The sequence below is a fragment of the Streptomyces sp. NPDC059785 genome (assembly GCF_042732375.1).
Classification (GTDB): Bacteria; Actinomycetota; Actinomycetes; order Streptomycetales; family Streptomycetaceae; genus Streptomyces.
In genome coordinates this window covers 45,827-69,151 of sequence record NZ_JBHWHV010000045.1, presented here as the reverse complement: position 1 = coordinate 69,151, position 23,325 = coordinate 45,827, and the positions used below count along the sequence as shown (strand labels likewise).

Here is a 23,325-nt window from a genome sequence, read left to right as displayed (position 1 = left end):
GACGGCCGACCGGGATTTCGCTCTCAGGCCAGCTCCCGCACCTCGCCCGTCAGGTGCAGCCGCTCCCCGCCGCGCAGCGCGAAGGCCGGTCCCCCGGCCGCGTACGTCACCGTGCTCGGCAGCAGCACCGGCGCCCTGAACTCGGCGCGTACGTGCGCGGCGGCGGGCACGGGCCGTTCGGCGAGGCAGCGGGCGACCGTCCACATGCCGTGGGCGATGGCCCGGGGGAAGCCGAAGACGCGGGCGGTGAGCGGGTGCAGGTGGATCGGGTTGCGGTCCCCGGAGACGGCGGCGTAGCGCCGGCCCACGTCACCGCCGAGCCGCCACTCGGCGCGCACGGCGTCCGGCTGCCGCACCCCGGCGCCCCGTTCCCGCCGCCCTTCCTCTTCCTTTCCCTCTTCCTTTTCCTGTTTCTGCTCCTGGTCCGTGCGGTGCCGTGCTAGGTACGTGCTGCGCGACTCCCACACCGTCCGCTCGCCGTCCCGCGCCCGGGTCACGACCACCGCCTCGGTGCCCCGCCGGTGCGGCACCAGGTCCTCGACGTGCACGGCGAGTTCGTACGTACCGGTGGCGGCGAGGGCGCGGTGACGGGTGATCTCGATGGACGTGTGCACGAGCCCGAGCAGCGGGAGCGGGAACGCCCGGCCCGCCATGAGCCGCATCGCCAGCGGGAACGCGAGGACGTGCGGGTACGTCACCGGCAGCGCGTCCTCGCCCGTGGCGCCGAACCCGCACACCCGCTCGTACGCGGCCAGCCGCGCCAGGTCGATCCGCACCTCGGGCAGGACGAGGCGGGTGCGCGGGAAACCGGCGCCCGCGCGGGGCCGCTTGAACGGTGAGAGCGCGGCGCCGCGGGCGAGCAGCGGGGCGAGCGCGGGCGGCGCGGTGAGCGTACGGGTGGTGGCGGTGCCGGGGTCGCCGGCGGGGTGGTTGTCGGTATGCATGAGGGCTCCAGGGGGTGCGGTGGCGGCGGGCGGTACCTGGCTGGGGCGCGGGGTGCGGTGCGGGACCGGCGGGGGCGGTCGTCGTGTGTGAGGACGGTGACTCGTCGGTTCGGTGATGTGCCTCGCGTGCGGTGCGCGGATGCGCGGGTTTGTCGCCGCGCCGTACGCCGGTGTACTCGCGTCGCGCCGTACGCCGGTGTACTCGCGTCGCGCCGTACGGCGGTGTACTCGCGTCGCGCCGTACGGCGGTGTACTCGCGTCGCGCCGTACGGCGGTGTACTCGCGTCGCGCCGTACGGCGGTGTGCTCGCGCCGCCGTACGGGTGCCCCGTACGGCGGCGCCCCACGGGGCTCCGTACGCGACGGCGTCCAGTAGGGCGGCGCCCCGTACAACGCCGGTCCGCGGGCCGCGCAGGCCCTACGCGCCCAGCAGGCTCTGGCCGCACACGCGGAGCACCTGGCCGTTCACCGCGCCGGACGCCGGGCCGGCGAACCACGCGGTGGTCTCGGCGACGTCGACCGGCAGGCCGCCCTGGCCGAGGGAGTTCATCCGGCGGCCCGCCTCGCGGATGAACAGGGGCACGGCCGCGGTCATCTTCGTCTCGATGAAGCCGGGCGCGACCGCGTTCACGGTGACGCCGTGGTCGGCCAGGGCGCGCGGAGCCAGCGAGCGGACGAGACCGACGATGCCCGCCTTGCTCGCGGCGTAGTTCGTCTGGCCCGCGTTGCCCGCGAGCCCGGCGATGGACGCGGTGGCGACGATCCGCCCGCCGGGCCGCAGCGCACCGGCCGCGAGCAGCGCGTCGGTGGTGCGCAGCACGCTCGCGAGGTTCACGTCGAGCACCGGGGCCCAGCGCTCCGCGGGCATGTTGGCGAGCCGCCGGTCCCGGGTGATCCCGGCGTTGTGGACGAGGACGTCGAGCCCGTCGGGCAGCGCGGCGACCATGCGGTCGCCCGCGTCGGACGCGGTGATGTCGAGCGGGAGCGCGGTGCCGCCGAGCCGCCCCGCGACCCGGTTCAGGTCGGCCTCGGCGGCCGGCACGTCGAGCAGGACGAGCCGTGCCCCGTCCCGCGCGAGCGTCTCGGCGACGGCCTCGCCGATGCCGCGCGCGGCGCCGGTGACGAGCGCGGTCCGCCCGGCGAGCGGGCGCGTCCAGTCCGCGGGCGCCGGTACGGCCTGTGCGCCGACCTCGATCACCTGCCCGCTGACGTAGGCGGACCTGGGGGAGAGCAGGAAGCGGAGGGTGGATTCGACGGCGGCGGGGGCCGTCGCGGCGGCCGGGTCGGTGAGCCGTATCAGGGTGACGGTGCGGCCCCGGCCGATCTCCTTGCCGAGCGAGCGGACGAACCCTTCGAGGCCCTGCTGCACGGCGGCCTGGTGGTGGTCGGCGGGGTCGGGCCGGGCGCCGAGCACGACGATCCGGCCGCTGTCGGCGACCGAGCGGACCAGCGGGTGCAGCGCGGCGTGCACCTCGGCGAGTGCGTCGACGTCGGCGACCCCGGTGGCGTCCAGGACGACGGCGGCGGGCAGTTCACCGGCTGCCCGGACGTCGAGTCCGGTGCGCTCCAGCGCTGCCGCGAGGTCGAACACCGGCTTGCCCGCCGTGCGGTGCAGCACCGGCCCGTCCAGGGCGGGCCGCCCGGCCGACCAGCGGTGCAGCGCGGCGGGCTGCGGCAGCCCGAGCCGACGGGTCAGGAAGCGGCCCGGCGCGGTGCCGGCGAAGCCCAGATAGCGGTCGCCCATTGTCCAACTCCCAGCTCGGCCGTAAATTTACTCCGGAGTAAGGTTACCGAAGGTAAGGCTACGTGACGGGTCAGGAGCAGGTCGAGATGAGCCCCCTCAGTCCAGCGAGCGGTTCGAAGCACGGTCCAGCGCACGGCCCGCGGCAGGCGCGCCCGGTCGCGGTCGTCGGCGGCAGCCGCATCCCCTTCGCCCGCTCCGACGGGCCGTACGCGACCGCCTCCAACCAGGAGATGCTGACCGCCGCGGTCGACGGCCTCGCCGAGCGCCACGGGCTCGAAGAGCCGGGCGCGGTCGGCGAGTTCGTGGCCGGTGCGGTGCTCAAGCACGCCCGTGACTTCAACCTCGCCCGGGAGACCGTGCTCGGCTCCCGGCTCGACGCCCGTACCCCGGCGTACGACATCCAGCAGGCGTGCGGCACCGGGCTCCAGGCGGTGATCGCCGCCGCCAACAAGATCGCCCTCGGGCAGACCGAGTCCGCGGTCGCGGGCGGCGCCGACACCGCGAGCGACGCGCCCCTGGGCGTCAACGACGATCTGCGCCGCATCCTCCTGGAGGTGCGGCGGGCGAAGTCCGCGGGTGCCCGGCTGAAGGCGCTGGCCCGGATCCGCCCCTCCCACCTGGTCCCGGACATCCCGCGCAACGCCGAGCCGCGCACCGGTCTGTCGATGGGCGAGCACGCCGCCGTCACCGCCCGCGCGTGGGGCGTGACGCGCGAGGCGCAGGACGAACTCGCGGCGGCCAGCCACCAGCGCCTGGCCGCGGCGTACGAACGCGGGTTGCTGACGGACCTGGTCGTCCCCTTCCGGGGCCTGGCCCGGGACCAGAACCTGCGGCCGGGCTCGACGCCCGCGAAACTGGCGGCGCTGAAGCCGGTGTTCGGCACCGACGCCCCGGACCCGACGATGACGGCGGGCAATTCGACGCCCCTGACGGACGGCGCCGCGGTCGTCCTGCTGGCGAGCGACGCGTGGGCCGAGTCCCGGAACCTGACCCCGCTGGCGCATCTGACCGCGTACGAGACGGCCGCCGTCGACTTCGTCACCGGGGACGTCGTGGGCGGCGAGGACGGGCTGCTGATGGCGCCCGCGTACGCCGTGCCGCGGATGCTCGAGCGGGCCGGGCTCGGCATCGAGGACTTCGACTTCGTCGAGATCCACGAGGCGTTCGCGTCCCAGGTCCTCGCCACGCTCGCGGCCTGGGAGAAGCAAGGGCTCGCCCCGGTGGACCGCGCCCGCCTCAACGTCGCGGGCTCCTCGCTCGCCACCGGTCACCCCTTCGCCGCGACCGGCGCCCGCATCGTCGCCACGCTGGCCAAGCTCCTGGCCGAGCGGGAGGCCCCCGGCCGCGGTCTGATCTCCATCTGCGCGGCGGGCGGCCAGGGCGTGACGGCGATCCTGGAAAGGTCCTGAACGTGCCGTGCAGGGACGCGGGCGGGAGCGCCGGGCGGGCGGTGCCCGGGTTTCTGCCCGGCAAGGCGTGCGGCCCCCTGCCCGGCCTTCTGCCGCCCGGGGAGGCGTGCGGCCTCCTGCCCGCGGGGACCGGTCTCCTGCCGGGGGAGGCGTGCGGCCTCCTGTCCCCTCAGGCGTGCGCCGTCCTCCGGGCAACTCCCACCCGGCCCGCCCGACAACCCCACAAACCCCACACCTCCGGGCCGTACGATCCCCGTCTCACCTGGCTGGCGACACCGCCCGTCCCGTGAACTCCCCACCCTCCGGAGCCGTACGTACCGAGGGAGCGCGACCCTCGTCCAGGCCCCGGGAACCCGCAGTCAAGGAGCCGCCCGTGTCCACCCACCACGCGTCCGAACCCCCGCTCGTCCGACCCGAGATCAAGCGGCTGGACGGCACGGTGCGCGAGGTGGCCGTGCCCCCGCTGGTGGGCGCGGTGAGGCACGGCTCGCTCGCGGACATCCCGTTCGACAACGCGGGCGCGGCGCCCCGGGAGGCCGTCCTCAGCCGCAAGGACGGCGAGGGCGGCTGGACGGACGTCGACGCGGCGGAGTTCGCGGCCCAGGTGCTCGCCGTCGCCAAGGGCCTGATCGCGGAGGGACTGCTGCCGGGCGACCGCATCGCCATCATGTCCCGTACGACGTACGAGTGGACGCTCCTGGACTTCGCCGCCTGGGCCGCGGGCCTGGTCACCGTCCCCATCTATCCCACCTCGTCGGTCTTCCAGACCCGCTGGATCCTCCAGGACTCGGGGGCCGTCGCGATCGCCGTGGAGGACGTGGCGCAGGCGGCCACCCTCGGCCCCGAGCGCGACCGGCTGCCGGATTTGCGGCACATGTGGGTCTTCGAGAAGGGGCACCTCGACCGGCTCGCCGAACTCGGCCGCGACATCCCGGACCAGGAGGTCGCCGTACGCCGCGGCGTACTCGGCCCCGACACCCTCGCCACCGTCGTCTACACCTCGGGCACCACCGGCCGCCCCAAGGGCTGCTCCCTGACCCACGGCAATTTCTTCGCCGAGATCGACAACGCGATCGAACTGCTCTACCCGATCTTCAAGGCGCGCACCTCGGACACCGCCTCGCTGCTGCTCTTCCTGCCCCTGTCGCACGTCTTCGGCCGGATGGTCGCCATCGCCTGTCTGCGGGCCCGGGTGAAACTGGGCCACGCCCCGAGCCTGCGCACCGAGGAACTCCTCGCCGACCTCGCGAGCTTCAAGCCCACCTTCCTGCTGGCCATCCCGTACGTGCTGGAGAAGGTCTACAACACCGGCCGCGCGACCGCCGAGAAGATGGGCCGGGGTTCGTCCTTCGACCGCGCGGCGAACATCGCCCGCCGCTACGGCGAGGCCGTCGAGGCCCGCCAGCACGGCACCGGACCGGGCCCGGGACGCGGACTGCGGATGGCCCGCGCCGTGTACGACCCGCTCGTCTACCGGCGGATCCGCAACGCCCTCGGCGGCCGGGTCCGTTACGCGATCTGCGGCGGCTCCCCGCTCGGCCGCCGCCTTGCCGCCTTCTACGCCGGCGCGGGCATCGAGGTCTACGAGGGCTACGGCCTCACCGAGTCGACAGCGGCGGCCACCGTCACCCCGCCGGGCCTGCCCCGGCTCGGCACGGTGGGCTGGCCGCTGCCGGGCACCCGGGTCCGCATCGCCCACGACGGCGAGATCCTGCTCAACGGCTCGCAGATCTTCCGCGGCTACTGGGACCCGCACGCGGGCGGCGTCGTCTCCGCGGCCCCGGACGGCTGGTTCGCCACGGGCGACCTGGGCGCCCTCGACGACGACGGGTACCTCACCATCACCGGCCGCAAGAAGGAGATCCTGATCACCGCGGGCGGCAAGAACGTGGCGCCCGCCCCGCTGGAGGACTGGCTGCGCGCCCACCCGCTGATAGCCCAGTGCATGGTCCTCGGCGACCGCCGCCCCTACATCAGCGCCCTGATCACCCTGGATCCCGAGGGCATCAGCCACTGGCGCCAGATGAACGGCAAGCACGGCGTGCCGCCGGAGCTGCTGCTGGACGACCCCGAACTGCACGCGATCCTTCAGCGCGCCGTGGACGAGGCCAACAAGCTCGTCTCCCGCCCGGAGTCGATCCGCCGCTGGACCGTCGTGCCCGGCGCCTTCACCGAGCAGGCGGGCCATCTGACCCCGTCGATGAAGCTCAGGCGCGAGGCGATCATGCGCGATCACGCGGACCGGATCGAGTCGATGTACGCGCGCCAGGAGTAAAGCGCGGGCGGCGGAGAAAAGGCAGGAGCCCCACGCCGGCCGCGTGGGGCTCCTTGGGTACTGCTATCCGTTCCGGATCAAAGCATTGGGCTCATGGAGCCGAAGGCTTAGAGCGGGGTGACGTTCTCCGCCTGCGGGCCCTTCGGACCCTGGGTGACGTCGAAGGAAACCGACTGGTTCTCCTCGAGAGAGCGGAAACCGCTCGCGTTGATCGCGGAGTAGTGGACAAAGACGTCCGGGCCGCCGCCTTCCTGGGCGATGAAACCAAAGCCCTTTTCGGCGTTGAACCACTTCACGGTTCCGGTAGCCATAAGCCCTCCTTGGGCCCAAAGGGTTGCCCTGCTCCAGAACCTGCGAGTGTGTAAACAGCTAAAGTGTTGACAACTGCATTCATCTGAAAACGACGAGAGCCCGCGGTCACATGCTCCGCAGGCTCTGTACTGCAAGGGAAACCAAACTGCAACTTGCGGCGAGCCTAGCACGCGGGCAGCCGAAAGCAATAGTAGGCAAGATCACGTCACCCGGATGTTTGAACGTTTCGGCCGTTGGGTTGACGTCACAGTGGCACAGGGGTTGACAACAGCGGTCGGAGCGGTTTCGCAATCCGCCGGGGACCCTGGATCCTGCACCGTACCGCATGGGGGCTAGCCTCGCGATGTGGACAATTCTCGCACCCGGCCGCGCGTCGGCCACATCCAGTTCCTGAACTGCCTGCCCCTGTACTGGGGGCTCGCGAGAACAGGCACCCTTCTCGACTTCGAGCTGACCAAGGACACCCCGGAGAAGCTCAGCGAGAAGCTCGTGCAGGGCGATCTCGACATCGGGCCCGTCACCCTGGTCGAGTTCCTCAAGCACGCCGACGAGCTGGTCGCCTTCCCCGACATCGCGGTGGGCTGCGACGGCCCGGTGATGTCCTGCGTGATCGTCTCGCAGCGGCCGCTGGACCAGCTCGACGGCGCGCGCGTCGCCCTCGGCTCGACCTCGCGGACCTCCGTGCGCCTGGCCCAGCTGCTGCTGGCCGAGAAGATCGGCGTGCAGCCGTCGTACTACACGTGCCCGCCCGATCTCGGTCTGATGATGCAGGAGGCCGAGGCCGCCGTGCTGATCGGGGACGCGGCCCTGCGCGCCAACCTGCACTACGGGCCCAAGCTCGGCCTGGACGTGCACGACCTGGGCGCCATGTGGAAGGAGTGGACGGGCCTGCCGTTCGTCTTCGCCGTGTGGGCGGCCCGCCGCGACTACGCACAGCGCGAGCCCCTGGTCACCCGCAAGGTGCACGAGGCGTTCCTCGCCTCGCGCGACCTCTCCCTCGACGAGGTCGGCAAGGTCGCCGAGCAGGCCGCGCGCTGGGAGGCCTTCGACGAGAAGGTCCTGGAGCAGTACTTCACGACGCTGGACTTCCGGTTCGGCGCCCCCCAGCTGGAGGCGGTCACGGAGTTCGCCCGCAGGGTGGGCCCGACGACGGGCTTCCCCGCAGACGTATCGGTGGAGCTCCTGAAGCCCTGAGGCCCGCCGACCCGGCGGCACTACCCTGCTGACAAGCAGTGCATACGGGGGAGGTGGGCGCCATGCGGCCGCTCGAAACGGGGGAACCCACGGCCGTGGGTCCCTACCGGCTGCTGGGCAGGCTCGGCTCCGGCGGCATGGGCCGGGTCTACCTGGGCCGCAGCGCCGGCGGCCGGACCGTCGCGGTCAAGATGGTGCACCCGCACTTCGCGCTGGACGAGGAGTTCCGGGCCCGCTTCCGGCGCGAGGTGCAGGCCGCGCGCCGGGTGGGCGGCGCCTGGACGGCCCCCGTCCTGGACGCCGACCCGGAGGCGCCGGTGCCCTGGGTCGCCACCGGGTACGCGGCCGGGCCCTCGCTGTCGGCCGCCGCCCCGCTGCCCGAGCACACCGTACGGGTGCTGGGCGCGGGCCTCGCCGAGGCGCTGGCCGCCGTGCACGCCCTGGACCTGGTGCACCGCGACGTCAAACCGTCCAACGTGCTGCTCACCCTGGACGGTCCCCTGCTGATCGACTTCGGAATAGCCCGCGCCACGGACGGCACGGCCTCACTGACCTCGACCGGCGTCTCGGTCGGCTCGCCCGGCTACATGTCGCCCGAACAGATCCTGGGCAAGGCGGTGACCGGGGCGGCCGACGTCTTCTCGCTGGGCGCGGTCCTGACGTACGCGGCGACGGGCCGCTCCCCCTTCCCCGGCGACTCGTCCGCCTCCCTCCTCTACAAAGTGGTCCACGAGGAGCCGCACCTCGGCACCCTCGCCGGTGAGCTGCGGGAACTGATCTCGCGCTGCCTGACCAAGGACCCGGCCGCCCGCCCGGCCCCCGAGGAGATAGCCCACCGACTCGCCCCGCAGGGCACGGCCCGCCTGGTGACGGCGGGCTGGCTCCCCGGCGCCCTGGTCGAACAGGTCAGCCGCAGCGCCGTACACCTGCTGAACCTGGAGGCGGCCGAGACGTCCCCGTCGGGCCCGGTGGGCTTCAGCAGCCCGTCGGTGGACGGGACGGCGAGCGCACCGCCCGCCGGGGTATTCGGCCCCGCCCCCGCGATGCCCGCACCCCCGTCTTCGATGCCCGCGCCCCCGCAACACGCACCCGGGACGCCACCGCCGACGATGCCGCCCCAGGACACCGCACCGCCCGCGGAGGCCGTGCCCGCCGGAGAGCGCCCCGGCCGGCTCTCGGTGAGCGTGGCCGCGACCTCGGCCACCGGCACGGGCGGCCGGGGCAGGCGCCTGAGCTGCACGGTCGCGCTGGCGGTGGCGGGAGCACTGGCCGCCGTGACGATCGGCTCGGCGTTCCTCTTCGACCTGATACCGGGACAGACCACGGACAGCGGGGGCGGCGAGGCGGGCGCGCAGCCGTCGAGCGGCACCGACGCCTCGCCGGGCGCGGTGCCCGCCGCCTACCTCGGTACGTGGGAGGGGGACGCGCTCGCACTGAGCGGGGCCCTGGCCGCGGGGACGATCCGGGTCACCGTCCACCAGGCCGACGTGGGCGAGGAGTTCGGCACGTTCCGGCAGACCGACCAGATCGGTGGCGTCTGCGAGGACACCCTCGTCCTGAAGAAGGCGAGCGCCGAGCGGATCACCGCCACCAGCGTGGCGAAGAAGAGCAACGACTCGCACTGCACGACCGGCAAGCACGAGGTACGGCTGATCCCGGCGGGCGACGACCTCAGATTCGAGACGGACAACGCGGCGGCGGGAAACGTCAAGGCGAGGATGTCGAAGGTCGACTGACGGGAGCGGATGCTCCGCCCCTGCGAAGCCACCGGGCCCCGGCCGCCGACGACCCGCAGCCGCGTACGCACGTCAGGGGCCGCACCGGTACATCACATGCCCGTCGATTGCGTGGTCGTACCGATACGGGAGCCCCGTAGGAAAGCCGGGCGACCGCGCAAGCGACGGGCGGATGTACCGGGGCGGCCCCGACCCACCCACCGGGAGCGGGCGCGGCCTGCACAGGCGGATGCGGCCTGCACAGTGGACGCGGCCTGCACAGGCGGACGCGCGCTGCATAGGGTGACCGCGTGGATCTCGACGAATGGGCGGCCGTCGGAGCAGCCCTGTGGGGAGCGGCGGCCGGAACACTCCTGCCGAGGCCCGCGTACCGCCTCTGCGTGGAGCCGGACGAGCCCTGGCGGAACCGCTGCCCGGACGGGCACGCGATCACCGGCCCGGCGGCCGGCTGGCTGGGCCGGTCCCGCTGCGCGGCCGGCGACCACTACGGCCCCAGCACCCCGGCCGTCGCGCTCGCCACGGCCCTCGTCTGCGCCGCACTGGCGCTGGCCACCGGCACCCGCCCGGAACTCGCGGTATGGCTGCTGCTCGCCCCCGCCGGCGTACTGCTGGCCCTGGTGGACTTCCGGGTGCACCGGCTGCCCGACGTGCTCACCCTGCCGCTCGCCGCCGCCGCGCTCGCCCTGCTGGGCGTGGCCGCCGCCGTGCCCGAGCACGCCGGGAACTGGCTGACCGCACTGCTGAGCGGGCTCGGACTCGCGGCCGTGTACTTCGTGCTGCACCTGATCAACCCGGAGGGCATGGGGTTCGGGGACGTCAAGCTGGCACTGGCACTGGGCACGGTCCTCGGCTGGTACGGCTGGGGAACGCTGGTCCTCGGCACGTTCGCCGGTTTCCTGTTCGGCGGGGTGTACGGGCTCGGACTCGCCGTGGCCCGGCGCACGGGCCGCCGGACGCTCCTCCCGTTCGGGCCGTTCCTGATAACAGGCACCTTCGTGGGGCTGCTGATCGGGGCGTACGCGGCCTGACGTCGGACGCCGGAGCCGGCTGGCGTACGCTGGTCGGGTCCGTCCATACCCTTAAGAAAGGGACCTCCCGGTGACCGAGAAGGCCGACCTCCAGTCCGTCCTCGACCGCGCCGCAGAAGGTGGGCGGATCACCCCCGAGGAGGCGCTGGCCCTCTACCGGGACGCCCCGCTGCACGCGCTGGGCGCCGCCGCCGACGCGGTCCGCCGCCGCCGGTACGCCGGGACCGAGCACATCGCGACGTACATCATCGAGCGGAACATCAACTACACGAACGTCTGCGTGACGGCGTGCAAGTTCTGCGCCTTCTACGCCGCGCCCAAGGACACCAAGAAGGGCTGGACGCGGGACCTCGAGGACATTCTGCGCCGCTGCGCGGAGACCGTGGAACTCGGCGGCACGCAGATCATGTTCCAGGGCGGCCACCACCCGGACTTCGGCGTCGAGTACTACGAGCAGCACTTCTCCGCGATCAAGCAGGCGTTCCCGGAGCTGGTCATCCACTCCCTCGGCGCGTCCGAGGTCGAGCACATGGCGCGGATCTCCAAGGTCAGCGTGGAGGAGGCGATCCAGCGCATCCACACGGCCGGTCTGGACTCCTTCGCGGGCGCCGGCGCCGAACTGCTGCCCGCCCGCCCCCGCAAGGCGATCGCCCCGCTGAAGGAGAGCGGCGAGCGCTGGCTGGAGATCATGGAGACGGCGCACAACCTGGGCGTGGAATCGACGTCCACGATGCTGATGGGCACCGGCGAGACCAACGCCGAGCGCATCGAGCACCTGCGCATGATCCGCGACGTACAGGACCGGACGGGCGGCTTCCGCGCCTTCATCCCGTACACGTACCAGCCCGAGAACAACCACCTCAAGGGCCGTACGCAGGCCACGCTCTTCGAGTACCTGCGGATGATCGCGATCGCCCGGATCTTCCTGGACAACGTGGCGCACATCCAGGGCTCCTGGCTGACCACCGGCAAGGAGGTCGGCCAGCTCTCCATGCACTACGGCGCGGACGACCTCGGCTCGATCATGCTGGAGGAGAACGTGGTCTCCTCCGCCGGTGCCAAGCACCGCTCCAACCGCCTGGAGATCATCGACCTGATCCGCAAGGCGGGCCGCGTCCCGGCCCAGCGGACCACGACGTACGAGCACATCGTCGTGCACGACGACCCGGCGAACGACCCGGTCGACGAGCGCGTCGTCTCGCACATCTCGTCGACGGCGATCGAGGGCGGCACGGCGCACCCCGAGCTGAAGCTGCTCGCCTCCAACTGACCGGCGCCGCAGTGCTCACCCTTCACACCGCCGACCGGCTGCGCACCACGTGGGACGCGGAACCGGTCGAGGGCGGCGCGGTCGCGGTAGAGGGCGGCAGAGTGGCCGCCGTCGGACGGCTGACGGACCTTCAGGAACGTTACCCGGGCGCCCGCGTGCGCCGCTGGCCCGGCGACCTCGGACCCGGACGCGTCCACGAGGGTCCGCTGCCGGACGCGCCGAGTCCGCGCGAGCGGGTCCACGAGGTGCTGAAGCGGGGCGCCACGGCGGTGCTGGCGGAGCACGCCGGTGCCCCCGGACTCCGGGCAGCCGCCGGGCGCAACGATGTCGCCGTACTGACCGGGCCGCGCCTGCCCGCGCCCGTCCTCGTAGCCGATGGCCGCGCGGACCTCGCCGTCTTCGAGGACGGCGGGGCCTGCGTGGCGACGGTGTGCGCGGGGCGGCTGGTGCATCGGCGCCGGTGAGCTCGGCTCCACCGGCGCCCGTGATAAAGCTGTGCTTTTTCGTCCGCGGGCCCGTCGTGGCTGGTCGCGCCCGCGCGGCGGAGCCGCACATGGATACAGCCCCGCGCCCCCACGGGGCGCGGGTGGGTCAGCCGCCGATGTCCGATTCCCGCGCCGAGCTGACGATCGACGTAGCGTCCTCCACCAGCAGGTAGCCAGCGTCGACAGACGCCTGCGCCGCCGCGCGGACCTTGCTCACGTAGTCCGCGTGCGTCGGGTACAGGCGGGCGAGGTCCGGTTCCGCGGTGGTCGGGAAGGACGGGTCGGACGGGTCGGCGGCGTCGTGGGTGTCCCAGGCGTCGGCGTCCCCGTTCCACGGGTCGCCGGCCCCGTACAGCCCGCAGAAGACGCCGCTGCCGGTGGTGTCGCGCGAGCCGGAGAGCGTACGGGTGGGCACCGTGACGTCGGGCAGCCGGACGCCGCCGACGGCGAGCCCGGTGGCCGGATCGCGCAGGGCCGTGGTGAGGACCGTACTGAGGGCAGGCGCGCTCGGCGGCCGGGAACCGCCCCGAGCCCAGCCGTCCAGGTGCCGCAGCGCCGCGTTCATCGCCCAGTGCCCGGGACCGTCGTTGAACGGGGCCGAACCGGCGGCGCAGTCGGGGGAGGGCGCGGCGGCCCCGGCCGACTTCCGCACCGTCGGGTTGCCGAGGTCGTAGGCCCACTGGTCGCCGTGCGCGGTCCCGGCCAGCTCCCAGTGCACGACGCTGTCCGTGTCCGGCTGCCGGGCGATCGCCGCGCCCGGCACGTCCGTCTCGGTGAGCACGACGAACGTCGGCTGCGCGAGATCGGTCCTGATCCGGGACGGGTTCGGCATCAGCAGGGTGTCGGCGAGCCTGCCGCTGATCGGCGCGCCGACCGCGCTGTTGCTGTGGACCATGAAGCCGTCGTAGACCTTCGCCACCGGCTGGACGGCGTTGACGTACGTGGTCATGAAGCCGGCCGACTGGGACTCGCCGTCGGCGAGCACCGTCTCGGCGTCGAGCCCGCCGAGCGGGTCGGGCCCGTCCGGGCTGCGCAGCGCCTGACCGGCCTGGGAGAAGATGTCGTACGCGAAGGCGTCACCGGGGTGGACCAGGCTGCCGTACCGCTCGGGGTCCCAGCCCTTGAGGCCCTGGATCTCGCCGAGTCCGCCGTTGACGCCGACGGCCTGCGCGGAGACGCCGACCCAGGCGTAGCCCCGGCGCAGCAGCTCGTCGCGCTGGAACCAGTAGTCAGGGGAGAGGTCGAGCTGGCCGCTGACGTTGAGCCACTCCACGACGACGGTGCCGTTGAAGTCGGCCGGGTCGGCGGGGCGGCGGACGAGCAGGCGGCTCTTGTAGGCGGCGGTGCCGGAGGCGCGGACGTCCCAGCGGCCGTCCGAGGTCCACAGCCCCGACTTGGCGTACGAGGTGGCGGTGCCGGAGAAGAAGTACTCGCTCTCGGTGTAGCCGAAGGAGCCGAGGTCCTCGGCCGCGGCGAGGAAGGGGAAGCCGTGGCTTCCGGCGGGCGGGACGGTGACCGCCGGACTGTCGGCGGCGGTGACCGCCGTGGTAGCGGCCGCCGGGACGGTGAGGGACGTGCCGAAGAGGACGCCGCAGAGCAGCGCCCCCAAGGCGGTGGCGGTGACGGACCGCCGGCGTAACCGGTCGGGTATGCGCACGGGTTGCCTCCGTGAAGCCGTGTCCGACCGTGTCAGAGGGGACGGCCGGGTGGGGGATGAGGTCGGTCGAGAACGCAGTCTCGACCGACCCCACCGGACTGCCATCGGCGAATCCACCGGCGCCCGGGAACCGGCGCGCCCCTCAGCCCGGGAACCGGCGCGCCCCTCAGCCCGAGAACGCCTCCGCGAACGCCCCGTCGCTCTGCTCCACACCGCTGCAATCCGTCGCCGCGTCGTCCGAGCCGGACGAGTCCGTGCACGCCTGGTCCCGGAACGTCGACCACATCGACACCCAGGCGATCTCCTTCTCCTCGGCGAACGTCCGCACCTGCGCCGCGTCGGAGAGCGTGAACGTCTCGCCGTCCACGTCGTTGACGCCGATCATCGAGGTGAGCGCCATGCCCCGCCAGGCGTTCGCGTCGGAGAGCCCGAAGACGTCCATGAGCTGGGTGTGCGCGGCCTTGGCCGAGGTGAGCGCGTAGTCGCCCATGTCGTCGGTGTAGGACTCGCCGTAGTTCATCGTCATGATGTTGACGGTGGAGACCTTCACGGCGTTGTCGTTGGCCGACTCCAGGAGCGCCAGGCTGTCGTCGTCCAGACCCGAGGGCATGACCGGGAGCGTGAACGAGACCGTCAGGTCGCTGCGCTCCTCCTGGAGCAGTGCGATCGCCTTCGAGCGCAGCGCGATCGAGTCCGAGTCGGTGAGCTGGTCGCCCTCGATGTCGAAGTCGGCCTGGGTGGCGCCCGCCGCGTCCAGCGCCTCGCCGTAGGCCTCCGCGAGGGCGGAGGCGCTGTCGCAGGTCGAGGCCAGCTCCTTGCCGGAGGCGCCGCCGAAGGAGACGCGCACGCTCGCGCCCGAGTCCGTGAGCGCCGAGATCCGGGACGTCACCGTCGAGTCGTCGATGTCGCTGGTCCCGTTCCACTTCGGCGTGCAGTCGCTGCCGTCGGAGATGACGAACGCGAGGTTGTACGTCGACGGTGACCCGCCCGAGTCCAGGTCGGTCGCGCCGGTGGCGCTGACGTACGGCTCGTAAGCCGTGGACGACGTCTGCGACTGCCCGCTCGACGCGCTCGCGGAGGGCGAACTCGTCGTGGAGGGTGCGGCGTCGGACGAACCGTCCCCGTCCGAGGAGCATCCGGCGCAGGCCAGGCCCACCAGGCAGACGAGCCCGGCGGCCGCCTTCAGGAAACTCCGCATTGCCTATGCACCCGCTCTCGTGATTTCTGTCTCAGGACGGAAACAGTAGTGAGTTTCCAGGAAAGAAAGGTGGCACATCCGCCCGTGATTCCGAAATACAGGGGATGCATAGATATCCCTGCACACCTGGCCCACAAATCGGTTATATCGGGCTTGTAGGTGGGATATATGGTGCATAACGGCAGGTCCTGAGTGGCGCATACGAACACCGATTCTCTCAGGGGAATGACAGGTTGGGTCAGATCTCATGGGCGCCTCACATGCGGTGCAGAGATTGAGCCACATAAAGGAGCCCTAATATCCGGGGAATGCAATCCGAGTCAGCCATCGAAAACCGCGCCACCGCGCGCGGCCGCCGCCGCAAACGCGGCAGCGGGCCCGCAGAGGGCCCCGTGTTCGTTGACAACTCCGGGCGCAGAGCACGTCTGCTGCGCAGGATCGGCATGCTCCTCGGCATCGCCTGTATCGGGTACGCGGCCGTGCTCGGCATGGCCTTCATGGGCTGGGGCACCTCGCTGACCCCGTCCTCGCTGCTCCCCTTCGGCGGCGACGCCGCCGCTCCGGGCAACATGCAGCCGCAGGGCGGCATCGCCCCCGGCGGCGCCCGCCCCTCCGGCCTGCCGACCGGGGCCGCGCCCTCCGCGACCCCGTCCGCGTCCGCCTCCGCGTCCGCCTCCGCCAACTGACCGGAACGCATCCACTCCTATGACTACGACGACCTCGCGCGGTCGCCGGCGCGCCCCCTCCAAGATGGAGCGGGCGCGCGGCCGGGCCGCGGCGCTCCAGCGCCCCCGCGTGATCCTCGCGCTGCTGCTCCTGCTGGGGCTCACCAGCGTGATGCTGCTCGACGGCTATCTGCGCTCGGAGATCGGTAACGACTCCCGGGTGCGCGACGGAGCCGCCTACGACAAGGTGCCCGAGAAGATCCTCGAGGGCGGCCCGCTGCTGACCTTCGACAACGGCACCGCGAAGACCGAGTCGGTGCCGGACAAGACGATCGTGCTGACCTTCGACGACGGTCCCACCCCCGAGTGGACCCCGAAGGTCCTGGAGGTGCTCGAGAAGAACGACGTCGACGCCACGTTCTTCATGGTCGGCTCGATGGTCTCCCGCTACCCGGGCACCGTGAAGAAGCTGGTCGAGCAGGGCAACGAGGTCGGCATCCACACCTTCACGCACGTCGACCTCTCGTACCAGGACACCGCGCGGCTGAAGCGTGAGCTGAGCCAGACCCAGCTCGCCCTGGCCGGTGCGGCGGGTGTCACCACCACGCTGTTCCGGGCCCCGTACTCCTCCGAGATCAACGCCGTCGACAACTACAGCTGGCCCGTCTACCAGGAGATCGGCGACCTCGGCTACACCTCCGTCTTCGTCGACACCGACAGTGACGACTGGAAGAAGCCGGGCGTCTCGAAGATCGTCAAGTGGGCCACGCCCGAGGACGACAAGGGCGCCGTCGTGCTCATGCACGACGCGGGCGGCGACCGCAGCCAGACGATCACGGCGCTCGACAAGTACATCAAGAAGATGAAGAAGAAGGGTTACACCTTCACCACGGTCAGCGGCGCCCAGGCCGCGCTGGCCAAGGCGCAGCAGCCGGGCGGCGACGACCAGGCGACCGGCGGGGCGACCGACCAGCCGACCGGCCAGGCCACGGACGCGGCCACCGACCAGCCCACCGACCAGCCCACGGGCGCGGCGGCCGGGCAGGCGGCGGGCGGCGCGAACGGGCAGGCGAACGGCGGGCAGCCGGGCGGCCAGGGCAACGGCCGGCAGCCCGGCCAGGGCGCGGCAGGCGGCGGCACGGTCAACGTCGAGCAGGCCGCCCACCGCGAGGCCACCGGCACCACCCTCTGGGAGGGCAGAGCCCTGGTGGCGGCGGTCGCGGTCGCCGAATGGGTGGTCCCCTCGCTGTCGTACTTCCTGGTCGTGGTCGGCGTCGCCGTCATGGGCCGGTTCGGGATGATGCTGATCCTCGCCCGCCGGCACTACAGACAGCGCAACAAGCGCCGGTTCAGCTGGGGCCCTACGGTCACCCAGCCGGTGAGCGTGATCGTGCCCGCGTACAACGAGAAGGAGTGCATCGCCAACACGATCAACTCCCTGACGCAGTCCACGCACCCCATCGAGATCATCGTCGTCGACGACGGCTCGACGGACGGCACCTCGGAGATCGTCGAGGCGATGGGCATCCCGAACGTCCGCGTCATCCGCCAGGAGAACGCGGGCAAGCCGGCCGCGCTCAACAACGGTGTGCGCAACGCCCGTTACGACATCGTCGTGATGATGGACGGCGACACCGTCTTCGAGCCGGACACCGTGCGGCAGCTCGTGCAGCCGTTCGCGGACCCGGAGGTCGGCGCGGTCGCGGGCAACGCCAAGGTCGGCAACCGCAACACGATCATCGGCGCCTGGCAGCACATCGAGTACGTGATGGGCTTCAACCTCGACCGCCGCATGTACGACCTGCTGCGCTGCATGCCGACGATCCCCGGCGCGATCGGCGCGTTCCGCCGCGAGGCGGTCCTTCAGGTCGGCGGCATGAGCGAGGACACCCTCGCCGAGGACACCGACATCACCATCGCCATGCACCGCGCGGGCTGGCGGGTCGTCTACCAGGAGCACGCCAAGGCGTGGACCGAGGCGCCCGGTTCGCTCAAACAGCTCTGGTCCCAGCGCTACCGCTGGTCGTACGGGACGATGCAGGCGCTGTGGAAGCACCGCAAGTCCCTCACGGACAAGGGGCCCTCGGGCCGCTTCGGCCGGGTCGGCATGCCGCTGGTGGTCATCTTCCAGATCATCACGCCCGTCTTCGCCCCGCTCATCGACGTGTTCACCATCTACTCGATGATCTTCGTCGACTTCTGGGCGTCCCTGGCGGCGTGGATCGCGGTCCTCGTCATCCAGCTCATCTGCGCCGCGTACGCCTTCCGGCTCGACCGGGAGAAGTACCGGTACCTGCTGATGCTGCCGCTCCAGCAGCTCGCCTACCGGCAGATGATGTACCTCGTGCTGATCCACTCCTGCGTCACCGCCCTCACCGGCGGCCGGCTGCGCTGGCAGAAGCTCAAGCGCACGGGCGAGGTCGGCACCCCGGCCGGAGCGAGCTGATGAGCTGGGGCCCGGAGCAACAACAGGGTCACGGATACGGCTACGGGCAGGGGCAGAGCCACGGCTACGGGCAGGGGCACGGCTACGGACAGCCGCAGCCCTACGCCCAGCCGCAGGCCCAGCCGTACGGCCAGCCGCAGCCGTACCCGCAGCAGTACGGCCAGGGCTATGTCCAGCCGTACGAGGAGCCCTGGCAGTACGCCCCGGAGGAAGCGGAACCGGGACCGGAACCGGCGGACGTCGAGACCACGGCCCGGATGGACCCCGTACGGGCCGCGCCGGTCTCGCCCGTCCCGCCGGCCCCGCCGGAGGAACCCGCACCCAAGCCGAAGGGCGGCGGGCGCGACCGGTACTTCGACGCGCTGCGCGCCGTCGCGCTGGTCCGCGTCGTGACGTACCACACCTTCGGCTGGGCCTGGGCGGGCATGGTCTTCCCGTCCATGGGCGTGATGTTCGCGCTCGCCGGCACGCTGATGGCCAAGTCGCTGGAGCGGCCCGCGCTGAAGGTGATCAAGAGCCGGATCCGGCGGCTGCTGCCGCCGTTCTGGTTCTGGGGGATCTTCGTCGTGATCGCGATGCTGATCCACGACTGGATGCCGGGCTGGCAGATCGTCTACTGGGTGGTTCCGCTCGGCGACCCGCCGGGCAACGCCTGGGGCGAACAGGCCTGGGAGATCCTCTGGTACCTGCGTACGTACCTGTGGTTCGTGCTGCTCTCCCCGGTGCTGCTCAAGGTGTTCCGCAAGGCGCCGATTCCGGTGCTGCTGCTGTCGCTGGTGCCGATCCTGGTCTTCCAGTACGCGTGGCAGCCGCCGGACGACCGGTTCGGCAGCGCGCTGACGGACCTGGCCATCTTCCTGTTCTGCTGGCTGGTCGGCTTCGCGCACCGCGAGGGCGTCCTCCAGCGGCTGCGCCCGGCCGTCGTCGTCCTGCTGTCGCTCGCGGCGCTGGCCTACGGCGGCTGGTACGCCCTGGCGCACCAGGCCGAGTTCGGCACGTACGACCTGGACGACGTCCCCGTGGCGCAGACCTTCTGGTCGGCCGGGTTCGTGACGCTGCTGATGTACTTCAAGGCGTACTACGAGGTCGACTTCGCCTGGCTGGCCCGCTTCAAGAAGCTCGACCGGATTGTGACGATCTTCAACGGGCGGGCGGTGACGATCTACCTCTGGCACGAGATCGCGCTGATCCTCGCGGTGCCGGTGGTCGACCAGTTCTGGAAGGTGCCCGCGTTCGAGAAGTACCTGCCGCTGGAGAGCCAGTGGTTCATGTTCGGCATCGGCTGGATCCTGATCTGGATCGCGATCCCGCTCTTCGGCTGGGTCGAGGACGTCGCGGCCAGGAAGCGGCCGAGGCTGCTGCCCTGAGGGTCCCGTCTCCATGGGGCCCCGGCACGGGCCCGGCACGGGTTCCGGCAGGGGGGAGACGGACCGGCGTACGGGCCGGGCGCTGGAGAGTCGCCCGGCCCGTACTGCCACAATGGACACGTGACCCGCGCATCCCTGAACAAGCAGCCGCACGAAGTCGCCTCGATGTTCGACGACGTCGCGGAACGCTACGACCTGACGAACGACGTGCTGTCGCTCGGCCAGGACCGGCTGTGGCGCAGGGAGGTCGCGAAGGCGGTCGACGCCCGGCCCGCGCAGAAGGTCCTCGACCTCGCCGCCGGGACCGCCACCTCCTCGCTGCCCTTCGCCCGCACCGGCGCGTACGTCGTCCCCTGCGACTTCTCCCTCGGGATGCTCAGGGTCGGCAAGAGGAACCACCCCTGGCTGCCGCTGACGGCGGGCGACGCCACGAAGCTCCCGTTCAAGGACGACACCTTCGACGCGGTGACGATCTCCTTCGGGCTGCGCAACGTGCAGGACACGGACGCGGCGCTGCGCGAGCTGTACCGGGTGACCCGGCCCGGCGGGCGCGTGGTGATCTGCGAGTTCTCGCACCCGACGTGGACGCCGTTCCGCACCGTCTACACCGAGTACCTGATGCGCGCCCTGCCGCCGGTGGCCCGCGCGGTGTCGTCCAACCCCGACGCGTACGTCTACCTCGCCGAGTCCATCCGCGCGTGGCCCGACCAGCCGGGGCTGGCCGAGCGCCTGGGCAAGGCGGGCTGGTCGAAGGTCGCCTGGCGGAACCTGACCGGCGGGATCGTCGCCCTGCACCGGGGCTACAAGCAGGTCTGAACCGGGCCCTGGCGGCTCCGTACCCGGGACAACACGCGGGGGCGAATCGGGCGTTGACCCGGTTCGTCCGCACAAAAGGGCGTGTTGAAGGGAACCGGTCAATGGGAAACTCATGTCCGTTGATTACGCCTGACCACTCACGGCCACGGCGCGAGTTCCCCGATGACGGAGCGTTTCCATGGCGTCGTACTGCCCGCACTGCGGGGCCGCGGTCCCGGACGAGGCCCGCTTCTGCATGAAGTGCGGCCGCGAGCGCCCGACGCCGCCCGCCGACGCGCCTCCGACACCGGCGGCACCCGCCGCGCCGCCCGCACCGCCGGCCACCGCATCCGCGCCTCCGGGTGCCGCACCCGTGACCCCGGCTTCCGTGCCCGCGCCTCCGGGTGCCGCACCCGTGACCCCAACTTCCGTGCCCGCGCCTCCGGCTGCCGCACCTGCAACCCCGGCTTCCGTGCCCGAGCCCCCTTCCGTCGCTCCGTCCGTCGCGCCCGCACCCCCGTCCGTCGCACCCGCCGCCGCGGCTCCGGCCGTGGCTCCGACTGTGGTGGCTCCGGGGAGTCCGCCGCCGCTCGGGCCGCCGCCTCCACCGGTGTACGCGCCCGGGCCCGCCGCGCCCTCCCCGCTCGGCGCGTTCCTCGGGCGGACCTTCCGCGGCGACTGGGCCGGGGCGGCCCGCGCCGCGCTGTGGCCCGTCGGCCTGCTGCTGATCTCGGCCGTGGCGCTGGCCATCCCCTCGTACGGGCAGGACGACGACGTCGTCATCGGGTTCGGCGACCGGATGCAGATCGCGCTCGCCGTGCTGCTCCAGGCGCTCGGCGGCGGGTTCGAGGCGAAGACGGCCACCGGTTCGCGGTACGCGGACGGGGGTTGGTCGGACTTCGGCACCGAACTCGGCGGCGTCGGACAGCTCTCGCTGATCCCGCTGACGGTCACCGCGCTGTGGATCGTCGCGCTGATCGTCGGCGCGCGGCTGATGCGCACCCGCATCGCCGCGCGCGGCCCGCAGAGCCCGACCGCCGGACTCGAAGCGGCCGTCCGCGTCGCCCTCCTGGTGACCGGCGCCGTCCTGCTGACCGGCCTGTTCGCCCGGCCCACCGTCGCCGGGGCGGTCAAGGTCTCCTCGTCGCCGGTACTGGCCGCGCTCGGCGCGCTGCTGCTGGGCCTGGCGGTGGCGGGCGGCGTGCTGCACCGCGACGACCTGGCGCAGTGGCTCGCCGCGCGCCCGGCCGCCCGCGCGGTCGTCCGGGCGACCGGCACCGCCCTGCGCGCCCTCACCGTCGTCCTCGCGCTGTGCTCGGTCGTCGCGTTCGTGTGCGTGGTGCGGTGGGACAACGCCGTCCACGGGTCCGACTACGAGGGCTCGGACGGATCGCTGCTGCTCGTCACCCTGTTCCTGCTGCCCAACCTGGCGGTGATGGCCCTGGGACTGTCCTGGGGCGCGCCCGTCGAGGCGGAGGGCACGGGCAGTTCACCGTTCGGCGGCGGGTACGAGCGCGAGGCCTTCGGGCTCGGTGAACTCGGCGACGTGGTCAACGACTGGGCCGTCGTGGGCGCGCTGGCGCTCGGTCTGGTCAGCGCGCTCGTCGTCGGCGTCATGGCCGCGCGCCGCTCGGCGGACCGGCGCGAGCAGATGACGGCGGCGGGCGTCTTCTTCGTACTCTTCCTGCTGCTGGCCGGGATCGGCGGCTTCAGCGCGGAGGCGGGCGGCGGCACGTCGGACGGCTCCGGCTACGGATCGGACTACGGATCGGACTACGGGTCCGGCTTCGACGGCGGTTACGGCTCCGACTACGGCTCCTCCGGGCTCGGTTCGGGCGGCGACTTCGGCTGGTGGGGGACGAGCGACGGTGTCGCCGGGTCGGTCCAGGTCGGGCTGAGCCTCACGGAGGCGCTGCTCTTCGGCCTGCTGTGGGTCTTCGCCGCGGCCTTCCTCGCGCCGTACCTCATGCGGATGGCGGGGGCCCGGACGCATCTCGTCGCGCCGCCGGTACCGCCGGCGCCGGCGGGCGCGCCCACGGGGCACCTGCCGTTCCGGACCCAGGTTTCGGATCAGACCCGGACGCAGGCTCTGCCCGAGGTTCCGTCGGTCCCGCCCGTCCCCGGGTCCCGCCGCCGCACGCTGGTCTGGGTGGTCACCATCCTCGTCGCGTTCCTGGTCGGGGGCGGGGCCGCGGCCGGGGTGATCGTGTGGCAGGACCACCGCTCCGGGGGCGGTTCGGACAAGGGCGCGGGCCAGCCGCGGTCGGCGCCCACCGCGGACCGGGAGTCCGGATCGAGCAGCCCCGACGCGGAGCCCGGCGACGACATCACCGCCGCCGCCGAGGTCCCCGGCGGCTACCACCGGCTGAACGACCCGCTGGGCTTCTCCTTCGCCGTCCCCGAGGTCTGGACGCGCGAGAACGTCGAGGACGGCACGCAGGTGACGTACGCGGGTCCGACCGGCATGGAGCACATCAAGGTCGGCGTCATCGCGGACGCGGGCTACACCTCGTACGAGAACTTCCTGGCGCTGGAGGAGACCGCCGCGAAGAAGGACGACGACTACCGGCGGGTCGAGCTGGAGGAGAACACCTTCCAGGGGCACGCGGGCGCCGTCTGGGAGTACACGTACACCGACGAGTCGGGCCGGACCGTGCACGCCGCGGACCAGAGTTACGTGGCCGACGACGGGACCGAGTACGCGATCATGATCGTCGGCCGGGACGACATCTGGGAGAGCGGTGTCGCGGACACCTTCCGCGTGGCCCTTGAGACCTGGCAGACCGAGTGAGCGCGCGCGG

The 23,325-nt window shown here is 72.3% G+C and carries 17 protein-coding genes and 1 pseudogene; 13 read left to right on the top strand and 5 right to left on the bottom strand.

Annotated features, from left to right (window positions below; all coding sequences use genetic code 11):
• Nucleotides 1-23: 23 nt before the first annotated feature.
• Together ACFV6E_RS29420 and ACFV6E_RS29415 are read right to left on the bottom strand one after the other, a co-directional pair.
• Nucleotides 24-944 (bottom strand): MaoC family dehydratase, encoded by a 921-nt coding sequence (locus tag ACFV6E_RS29420; RefSeq protein ID WP_385465684.1) that lies wholly within the window; start codon nt 942-944, stop codon nt 24-26.
• Between the two features lie 417 nt (nt 945-1,361).
• Entirely contained in the window at nt 1,362-2,687 is a 1,326-nt protein-coding gene (locus ACFV6E_RS29415) for a 3-oxoacyl-ACP reductase (protein ID WP_385465681.1), read from the bottom strand.
• Nucleotides 2,688-2,773: 86 nt separating this feature from the next.
• Between ACFV6E_RS29415 and ACFV6E_RS29410 the strand changes: the two genes are divergently transcribed.
• The gene (locus ACFV6E_RS29410; protein ID WP_385465717.1) at nt 2,774-4,096 is read left to right on the top strand and encodes an acetyl-CoA C-acetyltransferase; all 1,323 of its coding nucleotides are present in this window, start codon (nt 2,774-2,776) and stop codon (nt 4,094-4,096) included.
• Nucleotides 4,097-4,469: 373 nt separating this feature from the next.
• A complete protein-coding gene (locus tag ACFV6E_RS29405) occupies nt 4,470-6,371 on the top strand; it encodes an AMP-dependent synthetase/ligase (protein ID WP_385160444.1) in 1,902 nt (633 codons plus the stop codon).
• Nucleotides 6,372-6,478: 107 nt separating this feature from the next.
• On the opposite strand, the gene ACFV6E_RS29400 is transcribed toward ACFV6E_RS29405, so the two are convergent.
• Nucleotides 6,479-6,682, bottom strand: coding sequence for a cold-shock protein (locus ACFV6E_RS29400; protein WP_010986243.1), 204 nt, complete (start codon nt 6,680-6,682; stop codon nt 6,479-6,481).
• Between the two features lie 346 nt (nt 6,683-7,028).
• Here ACFV6E_RS29400 and ACFV6E_RS29395 point away from each other — a divergent pair, with 346 nt between their 5' ends.
• The 5 genes from ACFV6E_RS29395 to ACFV6E_RS29375 all read left to right on the top strand — a co-directional run bounded on the left by ACFV6E_RS29395 (nt 7,029) and on the right by ACFV6E_RS29375 (nt 12,375).
• Nucleotides 7,029-7,877 (top strand): menaquinone biosynthetic enzyme MqnA/MqnD family protein, encoded by an 849-nt coding sequence (locus ACFV6E_RS29395; protein WP_385160446.1) that lies wholly within the window; start codon nt 7,029-7,031, stop codon nt 7,875-7,877.
• Nucleotides 7,878-7,939: 62 nt separating this feature from the next.
• Nucleotides 7,940-9,613 carry a serine/threonine-protein kinase gene (locus ACFV6E_RS29390; RefSeq protein ID WP_385465678.1) on the top strand — a complete coding sequence of 558 codons (1,674 nt, stop codon included), beginning with the start codon at nt 7,940-7,942 and terminating at the stop codon, nt 9,611-9,613.
• Between the two features lie 290 nt (nt 9,614-9,903).
• Nucleotides 9,904-10,641, top strand: a complete 738-nt coding sequence (locus ACFV6E_RS29385; RefSeq protein WP_385465675.1) for a prepilin peptidase — start codon at nt 9,904-9,906, stop codon at nt 10,639-10,641.
• Between the two features lie 70 nt (nt 10,642-10,711).
• The gene (mqnC, locus tag ACFV6E_RS29380) at nt 10,712-11,911 is read left to right on the top strand and encodes a cyclic dehypoxanthinyl futalosine synthase (RefSeq protein WP_385160452.1); all 1,200 of its coding nucleotides are present in this window, start codon (nt 10,712-10,714) and stop codon (nt 11,909-11,911) included.
• Nucleotides 11,912-11,922: 11 nt separating this feature from the next.
• Nucleotides 11,923-12,375 (top strand): hypothetical protein, encoded by a 453-nt coding sequence (locus tag ACFV6E_RS29375; RefSeq protein WP_385160454.1) that lies wholly within the window; start codon nt 11,923-11,925, stop codon nt 12,373-12,375.
• Between the two features lie 127 nt (nt 12,376-12,502).
• Here ACFV6E_RS29375 and ACFV6E_RS29370 read toward each other — a convergent pair whose 3' ends face one another.
• Together ACFV6E_RS29370 and ACFV6E_RS29365 are read right to left on the bottom strand one after the other, a co-directional pair.
• Nucleotides 12,503-14,053 (bottom strand): alpha/beta hydrolase domain-containing protein, encoded by a 1,551-nt coding sequence (locus ACFV6E_RS29370; RefSeq protein WP_385465672.1) that lies wholly within the window; start codon nt 14,051-14,053, stop codon nt 12,503-12,505.
• Nucleotides 14,054-14,219: 166 nt separating this feature from the next.
• Nucleotides 14,220-15,251 (bottom strand): chitinase, encoded by a 1,032-nt coding sequence (locus ACFV6E_RS29365; RefSeq protein ID WP_385465669.1) that lies wholly within the window; start codon nt 15,249-15,251, stop codon nt 14,220-14,222.
• 308 nt (nt 15,252-15,559) lie between these two features.
• Between ACFV6E_RS29365 and ACFV6E_RS29360 the strand changes: the two genes are divergently transcribed.
• From ACFV6E_RS29360 to ACFV6E_RS29335, 6 genes and pseudogenes are all read left to right on the top strand, one after another.
• Nucleotides 15,560-15,937: a hypothetical protein gene (locus tag ACFV6E_RS29360; protein ID WP_385160460.1), complete on the top strand. Its 378-nt coding sequence runs from the start codon at nt 15,560-15,562 to the stop codon at nt 15,935-15,937.
• A gap of 19 nt (nt 15,938-15,956) precedes the next feature.
• Nucleotides 15,957-18,362 carry a glycosyltransferase gene (locus tag ACFV6E_RS29355; RefSeq protein WP_385465666.1) on the top strand — a complete coding sequence of 802 codons (2,406 nt, stop codon included), beginning with the start codon at nt 15,957-15,959 and terminating at the stop codon, nt 18,360-18,362.
• Nucleotides 18,362-19,729 (top strand): acyltransferase, encoded by a 1,368-nt coding sequence (locus tag ACFV6E_RS29350; RefSeq protein ID WP_385465663.1) that lies wholly within the window; start codon nt 18,362-18,364, stop codon nt 19,727-19,729. Before ACFV6E_RS29355 ends, ACFV6E_RS29350 begins: the two co-directional genes overlap by 1 nt.
• Before the next feature lie 120 nt (nt 19,730-19,849).
• Complete coding sequence (locus ACFV6E_RS29345; protein ID WP_385160466.1) at nt 19,850-20,545, top strand: demethylmenaquinone methyltransferase; 696 nt, start codon at nt 19,850-19,852, stop codon at nt 20,543-20,545.
• Nucleotides 20,546-20,723: 178 nt separating this feature from the next.
• Nucleotides 20,724-20,792 (top strand): annotated as a pseudogene (locus ACFV6E_RS29340) (zinc-ribbon domain-containing protein); the annotation flags it as partial.
• Nucleotides 20,793-21,134: 342 nt separating this feature from the next.
• Nucleotides 21,135-23,315 carry a hypothetical protein gene (locus ACFV6E_RS29335; protein WP_385465723.1) on the top strand — a complete coding sequence of 727 codons (2,181 nt, stop codon included), beginning with the start codon at nt 21,135-21,137 and terminating at the stop codon, nt 23,313-23,315.
• Nucleotides 23,316-23,325 lie beyond the last annotated feature (10 nt).

Excerpts from the sequence above, each read along its gene's own strand:
- ACFV6E_RS29420 (WP_385465684.1), bottom strand. The coding sequence starts at position 944 with ATGCATACCGACAACCACCCCGCCGGCGACCCCGGCACCGCCACCACC.
- ACFV6E_RS29415 (WP_385465681.1), bottom strand. The coding sequence starts at position 2,687 with ATGGGCGACCGCTATCTGGGCTTCGCCGGCACCGCGCCGGGCCGCTTC.
- ACFV6E_RS29410 (WP_385465717.1), top strand. The coding sequence starts at position 2,774 with ATGAGCCCCCTCAGTCCAGCGAGCGGTTCGAAGCACGGTCCAGCGCAC.
- ACFV6E_RS29400 (WP_010986243.1), bottom strand. The coding sequence starts at position 6,682 with ATGGCTACCGGAACCGTGAAGTGGTTCAACGCCGAAAAGGGCTTTGGT.
- ACFV6E_RS29390 (WP_385465678.1), top strand. The coding sequence starts at position 7,940 with ATGCGGCCGCTCGAAACGGGGGAACCCACGGCCGTGGGTCCCTACCGG.
- ACFV6E_RS29365 (WP_385465669.1), bottom strand. The coding sequence starts at position 15,251 with ATGCGGAGTTTCCTGAAGGCGGCCGCCGGGCTCGTCTGCCTGGTGGGC.
- ACFV6E_RS29360 (WP_385160460.1), top strand. The coding sequence starts at position 15,560 with ATGCAATCCGAGTCAGCCATCGAAAACCGCGCCACCGCGCGCGGCCGC.
- ACFV6E_RS29355 (WP_385465666.1), top strand. The coding sequence starts at position 15,957 with ATGACTACGACGACCTCGCGCGGTCGCCGGCGCGCCCCCTCCAAGATG.
- ACFV6E_RS29350 (WP_385465663.1), top strand. The coding sequence starts at position 18,362 with ATGAGCTGGGGCCCGGAGCAACAACAGGGTCACGGATACGGCTACGGG.